Source organism: Serratia sp. YC16, assembly GCF_009707615.1.
Taxonomy (GTDB): domain Bacteria; phylum Pseudomonadota; class Gammaproteobacteria; order Enterobacterales; family Enterobacteriaceae; genus Serratia; species Serratia surfactantfaciens.
Genome location: NZ_WLYN01000013.1, coordinates 13,023 through 31,734, shown reverse-complemented (window position 1 = coordinate 31,734; position 18,712 = coordinate 13,023). Strand labels below are relative to the sequence as shown.

24 protein-coding genes are annotated in these 18,712 nt (G+C 59.9%); 15 read left to right on the top strand and 9 right to left on the bottom strand.

The window, feature by feature from the left end:
- Positions 1-133: 133 nt before the first annotated feature.
- The gene (locus GKN89_RS22090) at positions 134-1,240 is read left to right on the top strand and encodes a DUF1615 domain-containing protein (protein WP_154747779.1); all 1,107 of its coding nucleotides are present in this window, start codon (positions 134-136) and stop codon (positions 1,238-1,240) included.
- 11 nt (positions 1,241-1,251) lie between these two features.
- Here GKN89_RS22090 and GKN89_RS22085 read toward each other — a convergent pair whose 3' ends face one another.
- Entirely contained in the window at positions 1,252-2,094 is an 843-nt protein-coding gene (locus GKN89_RS22085; RefSeq protein WP_154747778.1) for an alpha/beta fold hydrolase, read from the bottom strand.
- Positions 2,095-2,199: 105 nt separating this feature from the next.
- Here GKN89_RS22085 and GKN89_RS22080 point away from each other — a divergent pair, with 105 nt between their 5' ends.
- Entirely contained in the window at positions 2,200-3,072 is an 873-nt protein-coding gene (locus GKN89_RS22080; protein ID WP_154747777.1) for a LysR family transcriptional regulator, read from the top strand.
- 19 nt (positions 3,073-3,091) lie between these two features.
- On the opposite strand, the gene GKN89_RS22075 is transcribed toward GKN89_RS22080, so the two are convergent.
- On the bottom strand, positions 3,092-4,771 hold the full coding sequence (locus GKN89_RS22075) for an alpha-keto acid decarboxylase family protein (RefSeq protein WP_154747776.1): 1,680 nt from the start codon (positions 4,769-4,771) through the stop codon (positions 3,092-3,094).
- Positions 4,772-5,446: 675 nt separating this feature from the next.
- Between GKN89_RS22075 and GKN89_RS22070 the strand changes: the two genes are divergently transcribed.
- From GKN89_RS22070 to GKN89_RS22055, 4 genes are all read left to right on the top strand, one after another.
- The gene (locus GKN89_RS22070; RefSeq protein WP_154747775.1) at positions 5,447-5,875 is read left to right on the top strand and encodes a universal stress protein; all 429 of its coding nucleotides are present in this window, start codon (positions 5,447-5,449) and stop codon (positions 5,873-5,875) included.
- Between the two features lie 207 nt (positions 5,876-6,082).
- Positions 6,083-6,673 carry a lipid IV(A) palmitoyltransferase PagP gene (pagP, locus tag GKN89_RS22065; RefSeq protein ID WP_025160075.1) on the top strand — a complete coding sequence of 197 codons (591 nt, stop codon included), beginning with the start codon at positions 6,083-6,085 and terminating at the stop codon, positions 6,671-6,673.
- Between the two features lie 126 nt (positions 6,674-6,799).
- A complete protein-coding gene (locus GKN89_RS22060) occupies positions 6,800-7,288 on the top strand; it encodes a DUF2501 domain-containing protein (RefSeq protein ID WP_074055268.1) in 489 nt (162 codons plus the stop codon).
- A gap of 53 nt (positions 7,289-7,341) precedes the next feature.
- Positions 7,342-7,605, top strand: coding sequence for a DUF333 domain-containing protein (locus tag GKN89_RS22055; protein ID WP_019454261.1), 264 nt, complete (start codon positions 7,342-7,344; stop codon positions 7,603-7,605).
- 35 nt (positions 7,606-7,640) lie between these two features.
- On the opposite strand, the gene GKN89_RS22050 is transcribed toward GKN89_RS22055, so the two are convergent.
- Positions 7,641-8,258, bottom strand: a complete 618-nt coding sequence (locus GKN89_RS22050; protein ID WP_154747774.1) for a hypothetical protein — start codon at positions 8,256-8,258, stop codon at positions 7,641-7,643.
- On the opposite strand from GKN89_RS22050, the gene GKN89_RS24330 reads away from it, so the two are divergent.
- Positions 8,164-8,385 (top strand): hypothetical protein, encoded by a 222-nt coding sequence (locus tag GKN89_RS24330; RefSeq protein WP_162136464.1) that lies wholly within the window; start codon positions 8,164-8,166, stop codon positions 8,383-8,385. The genes GKN89_RS22050 and GKN89_RS24330 overlap by 95 nt on opposite strands.
- Here the strand turns inward: GKN89_RS24330 and GKN89_RS22045 are convergent.
- On the bottom strand, positions 8,365-9,054 hold the full coding sequence (locus GKN89_RS22045) for a ZIP family metal transporter (protein ID WP_154747773.1): 690 nt from the start codon (positions 9,052-9,054) through the stop codon (positions 8,365-8,367). The genes GKN89_RS24330 and GKN89_RS22045 overlap by 21 nt on opposite strands.
- Positions 9,055-9,192: 138 nt before the next feature.
- Between GKN89_RS22045 and GKN89_RS22040 the strand changes: the two genes are divergently transcribed.
- Complete coding sequence (locus tag GKN89_RS22040; protein ID WP_154747772.1) at positions 9,193-9,975, top strand: DeoR/GlpR family DNA-binding transcription regulator; 783 nt, start codon at positions 9,193-9,195, stop codon at positions 9,973-9,975.
- A 2-nt stretch (positions 9,976-9,977) separates the two neighbouring features.
- Positions 9,978-10,361, top strand: a complete 384-nt coding sequence (locus tag GKN89_RS22035) for a glyoxalase/bleomycin resistance/extradiol dioxygenase family protein (protein ID WP_063918813.1) — start codon at positions 9,978-9,980, stop codon at positions 10,359-10,361.
- Here GKN89_RS22035 and GKN89_RS22030 read toward each other — a convergent pair whose 3' ends face one another.
- The gene (locus GKN89_RS22030; protein ID WP_154747771.1) at positions 10,362-11,270 is read right to left on the bottom strand and encodes a LysR family transcriptional regulator; all 909 of its coding nucleotides are present in this window, start codon (positions 11,268-11,270) and stop codon (positions 10,362-10,364) included.
- A 125-nt stretch (positions 11,271-11,395) separates the two neighbouring features.
- Between GKN89_RS22030 and GKN89_RS22025 the strand changes: the two genes are divergently transcribed.
- The 5 genes from GKN89_RS22025 (at position 11,396) to GKN89_RS22005 (ending at position 14,371) form a co-directional block, all read left to right on the top strand.
- A complete protein-coding gene (locus GKN89_RS22025) occupies positions 11,396-12,277 on the top strand; it encodes a pirin family protein (RefSeq protein WP_019454255.1) in 882 nt (293 codons plus the stop codon).
- 117 nt (positions 12,278-12,394) lie between these two features.
- Positions 12,395-13,021, top strand: coding sequence for an isochorismate family cysteine hydrolase YcaC (ycaC, locus tag GKN89_RS22020; RefSeq protein ID WP_004928476.1), 627 nt, complete (start codon positions 12,395-12,397; stop codon positions 13,019-13,021).
- Positions 13,022-13,175: 154 nt separating this feature from the next.
- Positions 13,176-13,505, top strand: coding sequence for a hypothetical protein (locus tag GKN89_RS22015; RefSeq protein ID WP_019454254.1), 330 nt, complete (start codon positions 13,176-13,178; stop codon positions 13,503-13,505).
- 75 nt (positions 13,506-13,580) lie between these two features.
- Complete coding sequence (locus tag GKN89_RS22010) at positions 13,581-14,033, top strand: thiol-disulfide oxidoreductase DCC family protein (protein WP_154747770.1); 453 nt, start codon at positions 13,581-13,583, stop codon at positions 14,031-14,033.
- A gap of 86 nt (positions 14,034-14,119) precedes the next feature.
- Complete coding sequence (locus GKN89_RS22005; RefSeq protein ID WP_063918814.1) at positions 14,120-14,371, top strand: hypothetical protein; 252 nt, start codon at positions 14,120-14,122, stop codon at positions 14,369-14,371.
- On the opposite strand, the gene GKN89_RS22000 is transcribed toward GKN89_RS22005, so the two are convergent.
- From GKN89_RS22000 to GKN89_RS21990, 3 genes are all read right to left on the bottom strand, one after another.
- On the bottom strand, positions 14,362-14,907 hold the full coding sequence (locus tag GKN89_RS22000) for a GNAT family N-acetyltransferase (protein ID WP_154747769.1): 546 nt from the start codon (positions 14,905-14,907) through the stop codon (positions 14,362-14,364). The genes GKN89_RS22005 and GKN89_RS22000 overlap by 10 nt on opposite strands.
- Positions 14,908-15,004: 97 nt before the next feature.
- Positions 15,005-15,754: a DUF2076 domain-containing protein gene (locus GKN89_RS21995; RefSeq protein ID WP_154747768.1), complete on the bottom strand. Its 750-nt coding sequence runs from the start codon at positions 15,752-15,754 to the stop codon at positions 15,005-15,007.
- Positions 15,755-15,879: 125 nt separating this feature from the next.
- Positions 15,880-16,665, bottom strand: coding sequence for a helix-turn-helix transcriptional regulator (locus GKN89_RS21990; protein WP_154747767.1), 786 nt, complete (start codon positions 16,663-16,665; stop codon positions 15,880-15,882).
- Between the two features lie 117 nt (positions 16,666-16,782).
- On the opposite strand from GKN89_RS21990, the gene GKN89_RS21985 reads away from it, so the two are divergent.
- Positions 16,783-17,553 (top strand): class I SAM-dependent methyltransferase, encoded by a 771-nt coding sequence (locus GKN89_RS21985; RefSeq protein WP_019454248.1) that lies wholly within the window; start codon positions 16,783-16,785, stop codon positions 17,551-17,553.
- 56 nt (positions 17,554-17,609) lie between these two features.
- Here GKN89_RS21985 and aqpZ read toward each other — a convergent pair whose 3' ends face one another.
- Positions 17,610-18,305: an aquaporin Z gene (gene aqpZ, locus GKN89_RS21980; RefSeq protein ID WP_004940529.1), complete on the bottom strand. Its 696-nt coding sequence runs from the start codon at positions 18,303-18,305 to the stop codon at positions 17,610-17,612.
- Positions 18,306-18,712: the final 407 nt, after the last annotated feature.

The window sequence follows — 18,712 nt, the reverse complement described above, 5'->3', positions numbered from 1 at the left end:
TATAAAATACATTTTTATCGGTCGTTTGAACATAGCGGCCTGACGGAAAGACGCGACGAGATCTTTATACTGGATTGTGCGCGGCGGCTGGGCTAATTTCAGTGCTGTTGATGTCATTACGTTCAGGGAAAAGATGCCGATACGCCGTTTATGCCACCCGATGCCCTTCCGTTTGCTGAGCCTGGCCGCGCTGCTGGCGCTGGCGGGCTGCACCAATAAAACCACCACCACGGCGCCGGCGGCGCGCCCTGCCGACGTCAAAGCTCAACTGATGAAACTGATCCCGGCCAACGCCGGCGACCGTCAGGGCTGGGCCACCGATATCGCCGCCGCCTTCGCCGCGCAGGACATCGAACCGAGTAATGAAAACCTGTGCTCAGTGTTGGCGGTGACCGAACAGGAATCGACGTTCCAGGCCAACCCGCAGGTGCCGGGGCTGCCGAAGATCGCCTGGAAGGAGATCGACCGCCGCGCCGATCAGATGCACATCCCGAACTTTTTGGTGCATACCGCGTTGAAGATCTCGTCGTCGAACGGCCAGAGTTACAGCGAGCGGTTGGATAAGGTGCGCACCGAGAAGGATCTGAGCGATATTTTCGATGACATGATTGACCGCGTGCCGATGGGGCAGAAGCTGTTTGGCCATTTGAACCCGGTGCATACCGGCGGCCCGATGCAGGTGAGCGTCGCCTTCGCCGAGGCGCACGCCAAAGGATACCCTTATCCGGTAGACGGCTCTATTCGCCGCGAAGTCTTCAGCCGGCGCGGCGGCATGTATTTCGGCATTATGCATTTGTTGGGATATCCGGCCGATTACAGCCGGCCGATTTATCGCTTCGCCGACTTCAACGCCGGGTGGTACGCCAGCCGCAACGCGGCGTTCCAAAATGCGGTCAGCCGGGCGAGCGCCATTCCGCTGGCGCTGGACGGCGATCTGATCGACTTCGGCAGCGACAAGCCCGGTGCCACCGAATTGGCGGTGCGCACACTCGGCAAGCGTCTTAACATGAGCGACAGCGCCATTCGCCGGGCGTTGGAGAAAGGCGATACCGCCGGCTTCGCCGACACCGACCTGTATAAGAAAGTCTATGCGTTGGCGGGCGGCAAACTGCCGCGCGAGATGCTGCCGGGCATCCAGCTGGAAAGCCCGAAAATCACCCGCAAGCTGACCACCGCCTGGTTCGCCAAGCGGGTGGACGAACGTCGCCAGCGCTGCATGGCGCGCGCCGGCGGCGGGTAACGGCTGCGCCGTCAGAGCGAGTGAATAAAGTCGATCACGGCTTGCGCCACCGCCTGTGGCGCATCCTCCATCAGAAAATGCCCGGCCTGGGGAAACACCTGCAACCTGGCACCGGGAATATCGCTTTGCAACCGATGAGCGTAGCTGAGCGGTTGCCACTCGTCGTCGGCTCCCCACAGGATCTGCACCGGCAGGTGCAGCGCCGGCAAGCACTCGGAAAAATCGGCGGTATAACGGGCATCGTAGTGGGCGATCTGATGCCGGTAAAACGCCGGTTGGCCGATGACGCCGACGATCGGCGTCAGATAGTGGCGTAGCAGTTCGCCCTCCATCAGCGTTTTGTCGAACACCGCCATTTTCAATTGCCGCGTCATCGCCTGTTCATGCTGTTCCGGCGCCATGACTGCATAGTGTTGATAATGGGCGCGCATGTCGCGCCAGGACGGCGAAGGCCAGGAATCGTAACTGCAGATGTCCGCGATGGTCAGCGAGCGAAAACGCGCGGCATGGCTGAAGGCCGCACGCAGCGACAGCGCGCCGCCGATGTCATGACCGAAGATGTGCGCCGTTTCCAGCTCCCAGTCATCCAGCAATGCGATCAGCAGTTCCGCCTGCGCGGCGATGGAGGTATCCGCCGTCAGCGGCCGCTCCGAGGCGCCGAACCCCAGCAGATCGTAGAGATGAACCCGAAATCCCGCCGCAATCAACGACGGCAGCAGGTGCCGCCAGACGATCGCGTGCGCTGGGGTGCCATGCACTAGCACCAGCGGTTCCCCCGCGCCGTGGACGCCGGCGGCGATGCGATGGCCGTTGATGATCCGGTGTTGGTTAAGCAGATTGGGAAAAGCATTCATGACGAATCTCCAGAGAAGGGATGTTTTTCTACCCTAACCGGCGCCTTTTCATGACGCCAATGACAAGTTATGGTGAGCTCATCCCAGTTTTGTCATAGTGGAAACATGAACCAGCGTTTGTCGATAGATGCCTTGCGTGCGCTACTGTGCGTGATTGACAGCGGCAGCATGACCCGAGCGGCGCAGCAGCTTAATCTCAGCCAGTCGGCGGTCAGTTGGAAAATCAAACGGCTGGAGGCGCAACTGGGGCGCACATTGCTGGATCGCCAGGGGGCGGCATTGGCCGTCACCGCAGACGGTGAAGTGTTGGCCGAACACGGGCGGCGCATTTTGAGTGCGCACGATCGGGCGCTGGCGCATTTTGCGCCTTCAGCCCTGCAGGGCGCGGTGCGGCTCGGCGCCACGGAGCAGACGCCGTTGCCGCCGTTGGCAGCCCTGTTGGCGGCGTTCAGCGATCGGCACCCGCAGGTTGACGTGCAGTTGGTTATCGGCCAAAGCCAGTCGCTGCGCCGCGGATTGGCACAGGGAGAACTCGACCTGATCCTGTACCAGAGGTTTGACGGCCCGCATGATGAGGCCGAGACGTTGCTCGGTAGGGAACGTTTGCATTGGTGTTCGTCGCCTGGCTGGCACTATCGGCAGGGGGAATCCATCAAATTGGTGAGCTACGGACCGGACTGTTTTTATCGTAGCCTGGCGGAACGGTTGCTGAGCACTGCAGGCATAGGCTGCAAAATAACTCTGGAATGCCCTTCAGTTACCGGGATGTTGACGGCGATTGCCGCCGGTATGGGGGTCGGCGTGCTCAATCAGCGATGTCTGGATCGACGAGTGCGAATCGATAGGACGCTGGAACGTTTGCTGCCGCTGCCGACGGTGGTGAATGCGCTGCGTATCGGGGAGGGCCCCCGGCGTTCGCTGGCGCAAACGCTGGGGAGCGAGATCGCGGCGGCGTTGCAAACCGATACCGCTTCCTGAGAAGCGGCACGGTAGCGCCTCAGGCACTGCGGCGTGGGTTGGTCAGGCCGAAGTTAAAGCTGTTGCAACGGTTGCAGAACTCTTTCATCACCGGCGGCGTGTCCATCATCGGCACTTTCACCTCGATAAACGCCAGCCGATCCTGCCGCGAGGCGTGTTCCAGCGCCATTTCCAGCTGTTGTGTGGTTTCCACCGCCACGCTGAACGGCTGCGCTTGGGTATTCAGCACCGCCGGCAGTTTGGCGTAGTCCCACGGGCTGATATCGTTGTAGGACGAGCTTTCGCCGAGGATATAGCGCTCGATGGTGTAGCCATCGTTGTTGATCAGGAAGATGATCGGCTTTTGATCGCAGCGCAGCAGGGTGGAGACTTCCTGGGCGGTGAGCTGGAAGGAGCCGTCGCCGATGAACAGCAGGTGTCGGCGCTCCGGGGCCGCCATCAGGGTGCCGAGCAGCGCCGGTAGGGTATAGCCGATCGAGCCCCAAATCGGTTGGTTGACCACCTTGACGCCGTCGGGCATGCGCATGCCGCCGATGGCGGCGCCCGAGGTGCCGTTTTCGACCACCACCACGTCATCCGCCCGGATGAAACGTTGGATCCGTTGCCACAGATAGGCCTGGTCGATGGGGGCGTCGCTCGGCGTCGCCAGCTTGTCACGCGGATCGGCCAGCGGCGGCAGGCGTTGCGCCGGCGCATCTTCGCTCAGCTCCAGCAGCGCCTGCAGCAGATCCGCCGTCGATACCGCCGGGTAGGAGGTGTTGTCCAGTTTCATCGAGAACGGCTGAATGTCCACCTGAGCGGCGGCGGGAATTTGCTGCGAGAAATAACCGGTGGTGGAATCCACCAGACGCACGCCGAAGCTCAGCACGCAGTCTGAGTGGGCCATGCGGTCATACAGTTCGGGGCGCGACAGGTTGCCGCTGTAGCCGCCCATCCAACCGGCGGTGTTTTCCGGGATAATGCATTTGGCGGTTGGCATATTGGTCAGGGGAATGGCAAAGCGGTGAGCGACATCGATAACCAACTTCTGTAGCCGATAACGATCCACCATTTGGTCGACCAACATGATCGGGCGCTGCGCGCGTTTTATTTTGGTTAACAGCGCCATCGCCGCTAATTGCACATTGTATTTATCGCTGGCCGGCAACTGCGGTGCCTTCGCCGCTTCGGCGACTTCAATTTCGACATCGCAAATATCTGACGGCAGCTGTAAATACACCGGTTTCTTCTCTATCCAGGCGCGGGAAATAACGCGTGGGATTTCCTGCGCGGCATTTTCCGGCGTAATCAGAGCCTGAGCGACGGTGAATTGTTTAAAGCAGTTCATGACGTTGTCGAAATTGCCGTCGCCAAGGGTATGGTGTAAGAGCTGATGATTTTTCATCGCGTGCAGCGGCGGCGTGCCAGCGATGCAGATCACCGGCGAGGATTCGGCATAGGCCCCGGCAATGCCGGACAGCGCGGCCAGATCGCCGACGCCATAGGTGACGATCAGCGCGCCGGCGCCCTTCATCCGGGCGTAGCCGTCGGCGGCGTAGGAGGCGTTCAACTCATTGCAGTTGCCGACAAACGCCAGCCGTTCATCGCTTTCCAGCAGCTCCAGCAGGCTGAGGTTATAGTCGCCGGGCACGCCGTAAATGCGATCGACGTCCAGGGCGTGCAGCTGTTGCAGAATGAATGACCCGATAGTTATTTTCATTGATTGCTCCGGATTATTTATCTTTATTTTGTCAGGCGAAAATCAGCAAAAATAAATTGCTGGCGATGTTGTGTCGTTAGCATTAACAGTTATTTAAAGTGGCGGCTTGTTCAAGATAGGGGGAGCAGGCGATGAATAGGCGGTTTGTATTCGGCGCTTTACGCGATGGCTTTATGTATAAATAGTGTGGTTATTGTGTGTCAGGGCCGAGCGGTATTTTTCATTGACGGTATATCGGCGGAAAAATGGCGGCGTAGTGGCATTTGGCATGATGCAGGACGAATGATCCGGTACTTCTGACGCCGCGTAAAATCCCATTGGGCGCTGCAGCGCGTTTTGCCTGAGAAAGAAATGCATAACCTCACGTAAGGACGCATTTTGGTGATCCGCCGCACGCTTATTTCACGAAACCATTCCGTAACTATCCAAAAACAAAAATTTAACAATGGAGTTTTTTTATTCGGGCAGGGTTGTCAGTTTTGCTTTACGGATGCCGCAATGCGCGCGGCGTCGGGCCGGGGTAAAAATGTGCCGTCACGGGCGCTAATATAACGTGGCGGCCATCACATTCCGTGCGAACTGATACGTAAACTTTTCTCTACGTGCGCGCAGATGGCGTATACCTACCAGAGAGGGCGGCGCCCCAGGGGCACTGACCGGCGGGGAGAAAGAGCGATGAAAAGCTATCGACATATTCTGGTGCTGATTCATGATGAGCATGATGGGCTGCCATTGCTGCGTCAAACGGTGGCGATGGTGCGCGGGCTGCCTGTCGCCATCACCGTCGGCCACCTTAACGCCGACTACGCGGAGCTGGAATGCGGCAGCGACGCGTTGGTCAAGGATCGTCAGGCGCAGGAAGTGATCGCCGCCAAGGCGATGCTGAGCCGGCTGGTGAGCGCCGTCGATGCGCCGGTTGCGGTTAAAGAGATCGTCACCATTCGGCGCTTTAAGGACGTGAGCGATTTTATTCGCCAGGCCGGTATCGATCTGGTGGTGGTCGGGCACCAAAACCGCCTGTTCGGTCTTTACTCCTCCTATTCCCTGGAGTTTGTGAACCGTCTCGATGTCGATGTGCTGGTCAAGCACCTTGCTCGTGAGTAGCGTGCGACAAAGCGGACTTTTCCCACGGTTTTGCCGCCCGAAAGGCGATAATATGCAGCTGCCGGTGCAAGCTGTTATAAACCAAAGTGAATTTTCCGGTGCTAAGCTTAACCAAAACACAACGGGCGTTGGATAAATTAGATACAGCTTGATCTTGCCTGGGCTATCGGTAAAAATCTGCGGCCGTATTTTTACAGGAGCTTTACGATGTTTCTCAAACGGACTCTTTTGGCATGTTCTCTGGCGTTGATATTTCCTGCACTGCCTTCTTACGCTGAGGTTAGTACAGAAAGTGGCAATACCGCGCAAGCTGAGAAACCGGGTCTATGGCAGCGTTTTACCCATAACGTGGCGGAGACCTGGAACAATTCGCCTAACCACGATCTCTATATCCCGGCCATCACCTGGCACAACCGTTGGACTTACGATGATGAACATATCGATAAGTACAACGAGCGCCCGTGGGGCGCCGGTTACGGCATCTCCCGCTACGACAGCGACGGTGACTGGCACGGCATCTACATCATGGCGTTCAAGGACTCCTTCAACAAATGGGAGCCGATCGGCGGCTACGCCTACGAGAAGATCTGGCGCCCGCTGGACGACAAGGATTTCCGCCTGGGGCTGGGCTTCACCGCCAGCGTCACCGCACGCGATAACTGGAAATACATTCCTATCCCGGCGCCGCTGCCGTTGGCCTCTATCGGCTATCAGCGGCTGACGTTCCAGGCGACCTACATTCCCGGCACCTATAACAACGGTAACGTGTTCTTCGCCTGGCTGCGCTGGCAGTTCTAAACTTCCTGGATTCCGAAAAACGGCGCGGCGGCGAGATAAAAGGAACTTGTCGCCGCCGGCGGCGTCGGAAAGGTATCCCGGCGCGCTGCGCCGATCGCATGCCGTTCTTACAGGAGTTTTACTACTATGATCACCAAACATCGTTTACTGCTGGCTTTGGCGCTGTCCGCGACCCTGGCCAGCGGCGCCACCCAGGCCGCCGGTCTGATGGATTCTCTCAGCAGCGCGGCGGGCGAACTGAGCAAATCGGGCGGCGACAGCGGCGGCGGCATGTCGCTCTCCTCGTTGACCGGCCTGCTGAACGGTGGCGACAAAGCGTTGAGCTCCAGCAGCATGACCAACGCCGCCGGCATCCTGCAGTACTGCGTGAAAAACAACGTGCTGTCGGCTAACGGCGCCGAAGGGGTGAAAGATCAACTGCTCAGCAAGCTGGGCATCACCAGCACTGAAAACGCCAAGAGCCAGGATTATCAGCAGGGCCTGGGCGGCTTGCTGCAGACCGGGGAAGGCAAGAGCCTGGATCTGAACAGCCTGGGTACCTCGCAGATCACCGAGAAGGTGAAACAGAAAGCCTGCGATCTGGTGCTGAAACAGGGCAAATCCTTTATTTCATGATCAGCGAATGGCGGAGCGCGCTCCGCCGTTCGTTTTTTGCATAAGCTGGAAAAATGAAAAAAACGTTGATGCTTTCCCTGCTGGCAGGGATGACGATGTTGCAGGGGTGTTCCGTGAAATCCAACGATGCGCCGCCACCGCCGCAGGTGAAACCGATCGGCATGGCGAACCCGGCTGACGTGTATTGCACCAAAATCGGCGGCAAGCTGAACGCCAAAGAGAACGCGGCGGGCCAGTATTCCACCTGCACTTTGCCGAATGGGCAGGAAATAGAAAGCTGGGAGCTGTTCCGGCGCGATCATCCGGTGAAAAAGTAACCCGCGCGGCGCCGGTTTTTCTGCCCGGCGCCCGATCAGAATTGGCGATCGCCTATCGGCTGCAGCTGCAGGCTGCCGTCCTTTTGCAGCGATAGCGGCAGGCGCCAATCGCTCTGCTTATCCAGGTTGAACGGCCTGGAGCGGAACATGCAGCCGGTCTTGATGTTCTTGATTTTCATCACGTGTTCCGCATCCGCATTGATTTTCACCTCGAAGCTGCCGGCGGCCGGGATAAAAACTTCCGCCAGCTGTTGCGGCGCCGCCGGCGTTTCCAGCTTGACCAGCACCGCGAAACCGTTGTCCCGGTTGTCCAGCGTCAGCCGATGAAGGCCGGTGGCAGGCAGCTGAGTCGGCTGATGCAGATAGCCGGCTGACGCAGGCCAAGCTTGCCCGGCATTATCATGCAGCGGTCCGCCGCACTGCTCACGCGCTTCGCGCTGCGGCAGTTCGCGCTTGATCGCGCGGTTGTAATCGGTGGGCGCGGAGAGGCTGAATTCGTCGTCATACTGGTGGGCGCGCAGATAGCGCTTGGCGCCGAGCACCCCGACGGCAACCAGCATGAAGAACAGAAATATCCTCAGGCGATTTTTAAAAATCAGCCCAAACAGCTTCCCGGGTAATTGGAACAGCCACCTTGCGATCGTCAATAACATCGTTTTCCCTTTGCGCCCAAGCCGTTACGTCTGCGGTAACTTCGCTTGCCTCAGTATAGCCAAAGCGTTGCCACCGGGCGGCATGCGCCATGAAATTCCTGTTTTTTTACCCCAAACCTTCCTCTAACAGCAACAGCAGCAGGAAGCCGGCAAAGAACATCGCGGTGGCGAACGGGGTCTCTTTCCCGCCCTCATGCGCTTCGACCAGCAGCTCCTCGGTCACCAGGTAGAGCAGGGCGATCAGGCCAAAGGCCAGGAAGGTGGTCAGCCAAAATGCGCCCAGCATGGCCACCGGGGCCCCCAGCAGGCCGCCGATGGGCAGCAGCAGCGCCAGCCCGACGATCGCCGCCATGGCGCGCAGCCGTCTGCCGAGGAAATCTTTCAAATCGCCGACGATCGACAACCCCAGGAACAGCACCTCCAGCGTTAACGCCAGCGTCAACAGCAAACCGGCTTTGGCGCCGGCCGCGAAGGCAATGCCCAGCACCAGCCCATCGATGAAGATATCGACGCCGACTGCGGCGATAAAGCCGACCGGCCCCTGTGCCTTTTCGCCCAGCCGGCGAACCAACAACATCAACAGCACCCCCGCGGCACCGCCCAGCAATACGGCCACGGGCGACTGCTGTTTGAGATCGGGCAGGATCTCAGTGGCTGCGGCGGCGAAAACGATGCCGGCGGTAAAGTGATGGATGACGCGCATCGTGGCGTCGCCGGGGCGACGATAGAGCGCCACCGCCGCGCCGATGACGGTAGCTGCGGCGGGAAACAGGGTATAAAGCACGGCGGAGGTCATCGCGTAATAATCCCTTTATCTGTGATGTCTCTCTCAGTCTAGATGAGCGCCGTCGATTCAGCGTGGTGAAAAAATGTTTGTACGATTTTGTTCATTTATGTACATTTGTGATCACTTTAGCATCAGCGGGCTTATGTGATGTCCAAATTGTTACCGAATGAACGCCACCAGGCTATTCTCGAAACGCTCCGCCAACAGGGGCGGGTGCTGGCTCTGGAGATGGCGCAGCGGCTGAATACGACTGAAGCGACTATCCGTCGCGATCTGCGCCAGCTGGCGGCGCAAAACCTGTGCAAGCGCATCTATGGCGGCGCGTTGGCGCCAACGCCGGTCGATGGCCCGGTTGCGGCGCGCATGGCGCTCAGCGGCGATGAGAAGCTGGCGCTGGCGCAGACCGCGCTGGCGCTGATCGGCGAAGAACAGCTGATTTTCCTCGACGCCGGCAGCACTCACCTGTATCTGGCGGAGTTGTTGCCGCGCGATCGGCGTTTGACGGTGGTGACCAATGCGTTGAGCATCGCCGTGAAGATGCTGGAACGGCCGGGGATCCGCACCATTCTGATCGGCGGTGAACTGGATGAACAGGTCGGCGGCTGCGTGGATGCCAAGGCGGCGGAAGAGATCGACGGCTTTCATTTCGATCTGGTGTTCACCGGTATCTGCGCCTATGACCCGGACGGCGGTTTTTCCGCGCTGAGCTATCAGGACGCCACCTTCAAAAAGCGGCTGCTGAGGCGCGCCGGCAGCGTGGCGGTGCTGTGTACCCGCGACAAACTCAATACCTACGCCCCTTATCCCTTCCTGCCCGCCGGGCGGGTGGACCATCTGGTGACGGCGCGCGGCGCGCACCCGCAGCTCGAGTTGCAGGTGGCGCAGGGCGGCGGCCAGGTTTGGCACAGCGACTTATCGACCGGAGAATGATGATGAAAATAGCCCATGTTGCCCTGTGGACCCGCGACATCGACGCGCAGCTGACGTTCTGGCAGCGTTATTTCAACGGTGAGGCGGGCGAGGAGTACGTCAGCCGCAATCGGCCGGGGTTCGTTTCCCGTTTCGTCAGCCTGGCGGCCGGGCCGACGCTGGAGATCATGCGCGTGCCGACGTTATTGCCGGCGCAGGCTCAGGAGGAACGGGTGGGCTGGGCGCACATCGCGCTGTCGCTGGGGGATGAGCGGCAGGTCGATCTGCTGGCGCAGCGCGCACAGCAGGAAGGCATCTTGCTGTCCGCGCCGCGCTGGACCGGCGATGGCTTCTACGAGGCCGTCCTCCGCGATCCGGACGGCAACGCGATCGAAATCACCGCCTGATCACTCTTCTTCGATGCTGGCGAACTGCTCGCCCAGATAATCGAGCAGCAGCCGCACCGCCGGCAACAGGCCGCGGCGCGACGGGTAGACCGCATGCACCACGCCGCCCTGCGGCTGCCAGCCCGGCAGCAGCTGCACCAGCTCGCCGCGCAGCATATCGTCGCGCATCATCATCGCCGGCAGCTGAACGATGCCGGCGCCGGCGATGGCGGCGGTGCGCAGCATCAGCATGTCGTCGGTGACCAGCTGCGGCGTGTGCTCCCATTCCACCTGTTCACCCTGCGGGCCGGTCAGCCGCCATTGGTGCTGAGCGCGCGCCGGGCCGAGATCGAGCGTCGGGTATTTGCGCAGGTCTTCCGGCGTTTGCGCCGGCCCGAGAGTGCGCACTAGCGCCGGGCTGGCGGCGACGCACCAGGTGCGTTGCGCCAGGATCTTCAGCACCAGATCGCTGTCCTCCAGCGGTGGCGGCCGCACGCGGATCGCCAGATCGAGCCCTTCACCTACCACGTCCACCCGGCGGTTAGTGGCCTCCAGATGTACCGTCACCTTGGGGTAATCGGCCATAAAGGCCGCCACCATGCTGCCGACGCGGGTGTGCAGGATCGCTACCGGACAGGACATGCGCACCGTGCCGCAGGGTTCGGCGCGCGTCTGTTCGATCGCCTGCTGTGCCGCTTCCGCTTCCACCAGCATCGCCTTGCAGTGCGCATAATAGGTTTGGCCGAGCTCGGTCACTGAGAAACGCCGCGTCGAGCGCTGGATCAGGCGCACGCCCAGCCGCTCTTCCAGCAGTGCCACGCGGCGGCTGAGTTTGGATTTGGGAATGCCCAACGCCCGGCCGGCGGGGGCGAATCCCTGGTGATCGACCACGCTGGCGAAGAAAAACAGGTCGTTCAGATCGGTCTGCATCGTAGCCCTTATCGTTCCACCAGTAGAACGCTGAGTGTACATCTTGCCTACTACTGCAGCAAACCCCGGCAGATTAAACTTCTGGCATCAACTTAAGGCCGTGAGGTCTGAAACGGGAGTTCAAGATGAAAAAAATCCTCGGTATTCACAACAGCCCGGAAGCGCACTGGGTCGGTAACGGTTTCCTGGTGAATTCGCTGTTCTCTTATAACGATTTGGGGGCGGAAATGAGCCCGTTCCTGCTGCTGGATCACGCGGCGCCGACCAAATTCCGCTCCGCCTCCGGCACCCGCGGCGTGGGTCAGCACCCGCATCGCGGTTTTGAAACGGTGACCATCGTCTATCAGGGCGAAGTGGAGCATCGCGACTCGACCGGCAGCGGCGGGGTGATTGGCCCCGGCGACGTTCAGTGGATGACCGCCGCCTCCGGCATCCTGCACGAAGAGTTCCATTCGCGGGACTTCTCGCGCAACGGCGGCACCATGGAAATGGTGCAGTTGTGGGTCAACCTGCCGGCCAAGGACAAAATGGCCGAGCCGGGTTACCAGACGCTGCTGAACGCCGACATTCCGGTGGTTCCGCTGGCGGACGGCGCAGGGCAGGTGCGGGTGATCGCCGGTGACTTCGGCGGCCATGCCGGACCGGCGCGCACCTTCAGCCCGCTCAACGTGTGGGACATGAAGCTGAATGCCGGCCACACCACCACGCTGACGGTGAAAGAAGGCCATACGCTGGCGCTGGTGATGCTGCACGGCGCGATCCTGGTCAACGGCGAAGAAGTAGTGCGCGAAACCCAAATGGTGCGTTTCGACCGGGCGGGGGACTCGATCACTATCGAAGCCAACAACGACGTCGCGCTGCTGGTACTGAGCGGTGAACCGATCGATGAGCCTATCGTCGGCTACGGCCCGTTCGTGATGAACAGCGACGCGGAAATCCAGCAGGCGTTCCGCGACTTCAACAGCGGCAAGTTCGGCAGCATGAAGGCCGAAGCGAGCGTCGGTTGATGCCTGCGCCTGGGGCGGGAAGTGCTCCCTGGCTCAGGCGCTACACTTAAATCTCAATGCCCCGTCACACCGGCGGGGCATTTCATCCGCAACATCAAACCCCACAGGAGTAAAACCATGACTGCAAATTACAAACGCCTCGACAAGGACCAGGCTGCCGTATTGCTGGTGGATCATCAGGCAGGGCTGCTTTCGCTGGTACGCGATATCGATCCCGATCGGTTTAAAAACAACGTGCTGGCGCTGGGTGATTTAGCGAAGTATTTCAACCTGCCGACCATTCTGACCACCAGTTTTGAAAACGGCCCCAATGGCCCGCTGGTGCCGGAACTGAAAGCCCAATTCCCCGATGCCCCCTTCATTCCGCGTCCTGGCCAGATCAATGCCTGGGACAACGACGACTTCGTCAAGGCGGTGAAAGCCACCGGCCGCAAGCAGCTGATCATCGCCGGCGTGGTGACCGAAGTGTGCGTGGCATTCCCGGCGCTGTCTGCGCTCAATGAAGGTTTCGAGGTATTTGTCGTGACCGACGCCTCCGGCACCTTCAATGAACTGACCCGTCAGTCGGCCTGGAGCCGCATGGAGGCCGCCGGCGCGCAGTTGATGACCTGGTTCGGCGTCGCCTGCGAGCTGCACCGCGACTGGCGCAACGATATCGAAGGCCTGGGCACGCTGTTCTCCAACCATATCCCGGACTACCGCAACCTGATGACCAGCTACAACACGCTGACCAACGGTAAGTAACGCGACGGCCCTTTACCCAACCTTTCGCCTTTCATCACGTTAGACGCGGGATGTAAGCAAAGCGCAGCGGGGCGAAAAGGTAGCGAAAAGCGGCTTTCTCATTGGCCGGGGGCGGGGTAGCGTAATCCCGAACCCGGCAAATGAGGCTAATTCAATGAAACAAGCAATCAAGATCCTGGCGCTGCCCTGCATGGGGGCGGCGCTGCTGTTCAGCGCGAGCGCGATGTCGGCGCCTGAGAAGCCTGCGGCCAATGCGTTGCCGCCTTTGATGGACGCGCCGATGCGCATGCCGCCTTTCCCGGGCGGGCACCCGCCCAAGCCGGGTTTCTGCCGCGGCGGCGAGCTGTTCTGCGCCACCTCGGCCAGCGATAATCCGGTGGAGACCATCAACAAACTGACGGCGGTGATCCCGGCCGGCACCGCCAAACACTATGAAGTGCGCATCGCGGTAGTGGCCGTGCCTGACGCGCCGCCTGCGCCTTAACGGGCCTTGTCATCCCGCTCTGGCCCGTACGCTCAAGGCGCGTTAGGCTAAGGCGAGCGTTTATCGGGAGGCGGGATGACCCCTTTATCACAGCTGCCTTACCTCCAACCCGGCGATCGCGCGCTGTTGTTCGACGGCGAATGCAATCTGTGTCATGGGCTGGTGAGATATTTGATTCGCGCCGATCGGCAACGGCGCATTTTGTTGGCGACGGTGCAATCCGTCGAAGGACAGGCGATCCTGCAGGCGTTGGGATTGCCGACCGATCGTTTCGATTCCGTGGTCTATGTTGAGCAGGGGCGTTATTGGCTGCGTTCGGCGGCGTTGTTTCAGGCGCTGCGCCAATTGGCTTGGCCATACCGCGCGCTGGCGCTGGGGCGTTATCTGCCGTCGAAGCTGGCGGACAAGGTGTACGACGCGGTCGCCGGCAATCGCTACCGGCTGTTTGGCCGTAATGACGGCGCCGGTCTGCCGGGTGCCGATCAACCCGGGCGCTATCTGCCGCGGCGACCGGAACCGCCGGCCTGAGCTTTACGCTTCTTTACCATCCAACCGCTTGAAATATCAACACTCCAGCCCCATATAATGGAACGTTCAGCCAACAAGGAGCGCGTATGGGAATCAGTGAAGAAGAGCACATCCGCCGTTTGACCCAGGAGAAAAACGACATGGGCAATACGGCGAAATGGGTGGCGATCGTTTCCGCCGTGTACTTTGCCTTGATGGTGTTTTACGGCCATCCGACCGGCGTGCTGGCGATGTCGGGCGCGGTGTTCATCGTCTCTGCCACCACCTGGTTGAAAAAACGCCAGAAGGTCAAATCTTATCGCCTGGCGTTGGCCAAAATCAGCGACGATCAGCCCTGATAGTCGCAGCGCCTTAGCGTATACACCAGGCTCGGCGCCGCGCCGGGCACGTCATCCAGCGTATCCGCCCGCTGCATACCGATCTTTTCCAGCACTCGCCACGATGCCTGATTCTCCGCCCGCACAATGGCGGAAATCTCCTCCAGACCTAATCCGATAAAACCGTACCGCAATGAAGTGCGCGCCATTTCCGTGGCCAGCCCCATGCCCCACACGCGGGTGTCGAAGCGATAGCCGAGGTTCACGGTGCGCTGCGCGCCGAGCGGTTTCCAGGACAATCCGCCAAAGCCGATAATCCAATCCGGCCGTTCGCGCAGCGCGAGCGCCCAGGAGCCGTAGCCGTGTTGATGCCAGCCGGCGAGCCGGTCTTGCAGCGCCGAAGCGGCCTGCGCTTCGCTGGTAAGCGGGCCGGCGGGGTTAAAGCGCTGGGTTTGCGGATCGCCGAAGATGGCGTAGAAGCGTTCGAGGTCCGCCATCACCGGCGGGCGCATCTGCAGGCGTTCACTGAAGAACGGATCTGAAGGCGTAAAGCTCATCGTCGTTTCTCCTGACTGGATAAATGAACAGCGTTCACTGTAGTCCAGATCGGCGAAACGGGAAATCCCCCTCTCAGGGCGAGAGGGGGAACGGGTATTACAGGAAGGAATCGTCGTCGTCGTTGTAATCGTCGTCGGCGTAGTCCGTGTCGTCCTGATAGTTGGCGTTTTGGAAGCCGTTGTCCTGGTTCAGGAAGCTGCCGCCATCGCCGTTGTTGAAGGTATCAAGGTTGTTGGAGGCGTCGAAATTGCGCATCGCGCTGTCGTCCAATTGCGCCGGGGTCTCTTCGATAATGTTCACGATTTCCTGCGGCTGCGAATGGCGGAACATGCCGGTCAGCATGTCGGCCAATACCACGCCGCCGGCGACGCCGGCCGCCGTTTGCAAGGCACCTCCCAGGAAGCCGCCGGCGCGTGAAGGCGCCGCCTGCTGAGGTTGGGCATAGGCAGGCTGCTGCTGCTGCTGCGCGTAGCCCCCCTGCTGCGCGTTGTTCCAGGCCGCCGTATTTTGCTGCTGCGCCTGATACTGTTCACGCGGGCTCGGCGTGCTGCGGTTGCCGCCGCCGAACAGCCCGGCCAGGAAGCCGCCGCTGCTCTGCTGGCCGTTGGCGTTTTGCTGCAGCTGCGCCACCTGGGCCTCGAGCTCTTTGACCCGCTGGTCCATCTGCTTGAGCGCCGCTTCCTGAATGATCATCGCCTGCGCCATGTAATAAGGGGCGGAAGGTTGCTCGCGAATATGCTGATTGATTTGCTGCTCTGCCTGGAGATCCCGTGGGCCAGTCTTGGTCTCGGCTTCTTTCAGGCGGCCAAACAGACCATCGATAAGGCGTTGTTCTTCGGATTGCATAGGAGTACCTCAGGAGATAAATAACGGTGCTGGATGATCACTATCATCGGTAACAATCACCCTAGCGCGTTTGCGTGAACCAATAAATAAATGGTGGGTAAACCTGTCTATGAATTTGTTACCAATTACGGCAGCGGGATCAGCATCACCAGCTTCAGGCCGCCGTGTTCCGCCGGGTGAAAGGTGAGCTGGCGATAGCGCAGCGCGCCTTGCTGAGGATGCTCGAAGGTTCTTTCGCCGCCTTCGCGCGCCATCACGTCATGCTGCTTCCACCAGTGATTAAAGTCCGCGCTGTTGTGCGTCATGTTGCGCACAAAGGCGCGCATCTCTTCGGTATTTTGATGATGGCTGGTCTCGGCGCGAAACTCGGCCACCACGCGGCGCGCGCGTTCTTCCCAATCGCTGACCAGCGTTTTCGCCAGCGGGTGGAAGAACATGAAGTGCAGCAGGTTGGGGCTGTTGGCCGCATCCAGCCAGCCGCTGAACAGCGTCGCCGCCTGCGGGTTCCAGGCGACGACGTTCCAGGTCACGTCCAACAGATAGCAGGGGACCGTCATCTGATGCACGCTTTGCAGCACCGCGTCATTGGCGGTTTCGCGGTGCGTTTCCTGCTCAGGATCGGCGACGCGCGCCAGGGTAAACAGATAGTGGCGTTCGGCGAGGCCGAGCCGCAGCGCCCCGGCGATGCGCGCCAGCGTGAAGGGGGAAATGGACACCTCGCGCCCCTGTTCTATCCAGGTATACCAGGTGGCGCTGATGCCGCTGATCTGCGCCAGCTCTTCGCGCCGCAGGCCGCTGGTGCGGCGCCGTGAAGAGCTGGGCAGGCCGATCATTTCCGGCGTGATGCGTTCGCGGTGCGCGCGCAGAAACGCACCGAGGGCTTTTGGCCCGGATAAGGCTTCTGATGACATTGCATGGTACCTATTTATACCAGGATAACTGCTCATATTGTACCCGTATATCAGCCTGATTATAGTAGCCGAAAGCCTTCAGGCACAGGCGCAAGCCGGATAATAACGGGAGCAAACATGAGCATCAGCAACAGTCACAAAAACGCGGTAGACCGGCAGTTCGGCGAGCAGGCCAACGCTTATTTAACCAGTGCGGTGCATGCGCAGGGCAAGGATTTGCAACGTCTCACGCAGTTGCTGGCGCCGCACGCCGACGCGCGCCTGCTCGATCTGGGCTGCGGCGCCGGGCACGCCAGCTTCACGGCGGCGGCCAGGGTGGCGCAGGTGGTGGCCTACGATCTGTCGGCGCAAATGCTGGCGGTGGTGAAGCAGGCGGCGGCGGAAAAAGGTCTGGGCAACATCCAACTGCAACAGGGGGTGGCGGAGTCGTTGCCGTTTGAGGACGCCAGTTTCGATCTGGTGATCAGCCGTTATTCGGCGCACCACTGGCACGACGTTGGCCAGGCATTGCGCGAAGTGCGGCGGGTGCTCAAACCGGGCGGCAAAGCGATCTTTATGGACGTGGTTTCGCCGGGGCATCCGCTGTTGGATATCTATCTGCAAACCGTGGAAGTGCTGCGCGATACCTCGCACGTGCGCAACTATGCGCCGGGCGAATGGCTGACGTTGCTGACCGAGGCCGGGCTGGTGGTGCGTGAGGTGACGTCGGATCGGTTGGTGCTGGAGTTCGGCAGTTGGGTGGCGCGTATGCGCACGCCGGCGCATTTCGTTACCGCGATCCGCGCGCTGCAGCAAAGCGTGTCGCAAGAGGTGGCGGCGCATTTCGCCATTCAGCCGGACGGCTCCTTTACCAGCGATATCATGATGTTTGAAGCGACGAGAGGCTGAAAGCAACGGGGCAGCCGATAAAGGCTGCCCCGCGAAACGCTATCGACAAGATGCGCTTATTTTTTGTCTTCCAGCAGGCAGCGGTAGATCAGGCCGCCGATAATGCCGCCGACCAGTGGCACCAGCCAGAATACCCACAGCTGCTGCAGCGCCCAGGTGCCCTGGAAGATCGCTACGCCGGTGCTGCGCGCCGGGTTGACGGAGGTATTGGTCACCGGGATGCTGATCAGGTGGATCAGGGTCAGCGTCAGGCCGATCGCCAGCGGGGCAAAGCCTGCCGGCGCGCGCTTGTCGGTTACGCCGTGAATAACGATCAGGAAGAAGGCGGTGAGCACCAGCTCAATCACGATCGCGGCTTGCAGAGAATAACCGCCTGGTGAGTGTTCGCCGTAACCGTTGGAGGCGAAACCGCCTGCGGTGGCGTCGAAACCGGCTTTGCCGCTGGCGATCAAATACAGCACCGCCGCTGCGGCGATACCGCCGATGACCTGAGCGATAACGTAAGGAATAACGTCTTTCGCCGCGAAACGGCCGCCGGCGAATAAGCCGACGGTGACCGCCGGGTTAAAATGCCCGCCGGAAATATGGCCGACGGCATAGGCCATCGTCACTACGGTCAGACCGAAAGCGAGCGCGACGCCGAGGAAACCAATACCCAGCTGTGGGAATGCCGCTGCTAATACTGCGCTACCACAACCACCAAACACCAACCAAAATGTGCCAAAAAATTCAGCAAAAAGTCGCTTTGACATAGATTCCATCCTGCGGAATAGACTAACGGGCGTTAGCACTAAAAACTATAGAACAGCTTTTTCAGTTCATGCAGATATTCTATAGAATTTTCTTAATGCACCTTGAATAACGGCGGTATTAAATCCCCGGCATTTTATTTTGTCTATGGGAAAAACACCGTTTTTCACCGCACTGGCGCGCGTTTGCCGATTTTTTTATCTTCGCTATGAGAATTTACCCTAAGCGAAATGACGGGCTATTTCCGGGCATTTTTTTCCAGCGGTTTTCTCCATTCAATACGCTCGGGTTAATTGCTAATTTCTATTTGCCAGCCAATCATATTGCCTGTTTTACATTTGACGAAGCGCCTATTGTCATCTAAGTGTCATGCTAAATTAATATCGTCTTCTGCCTGACAACGCTTCAT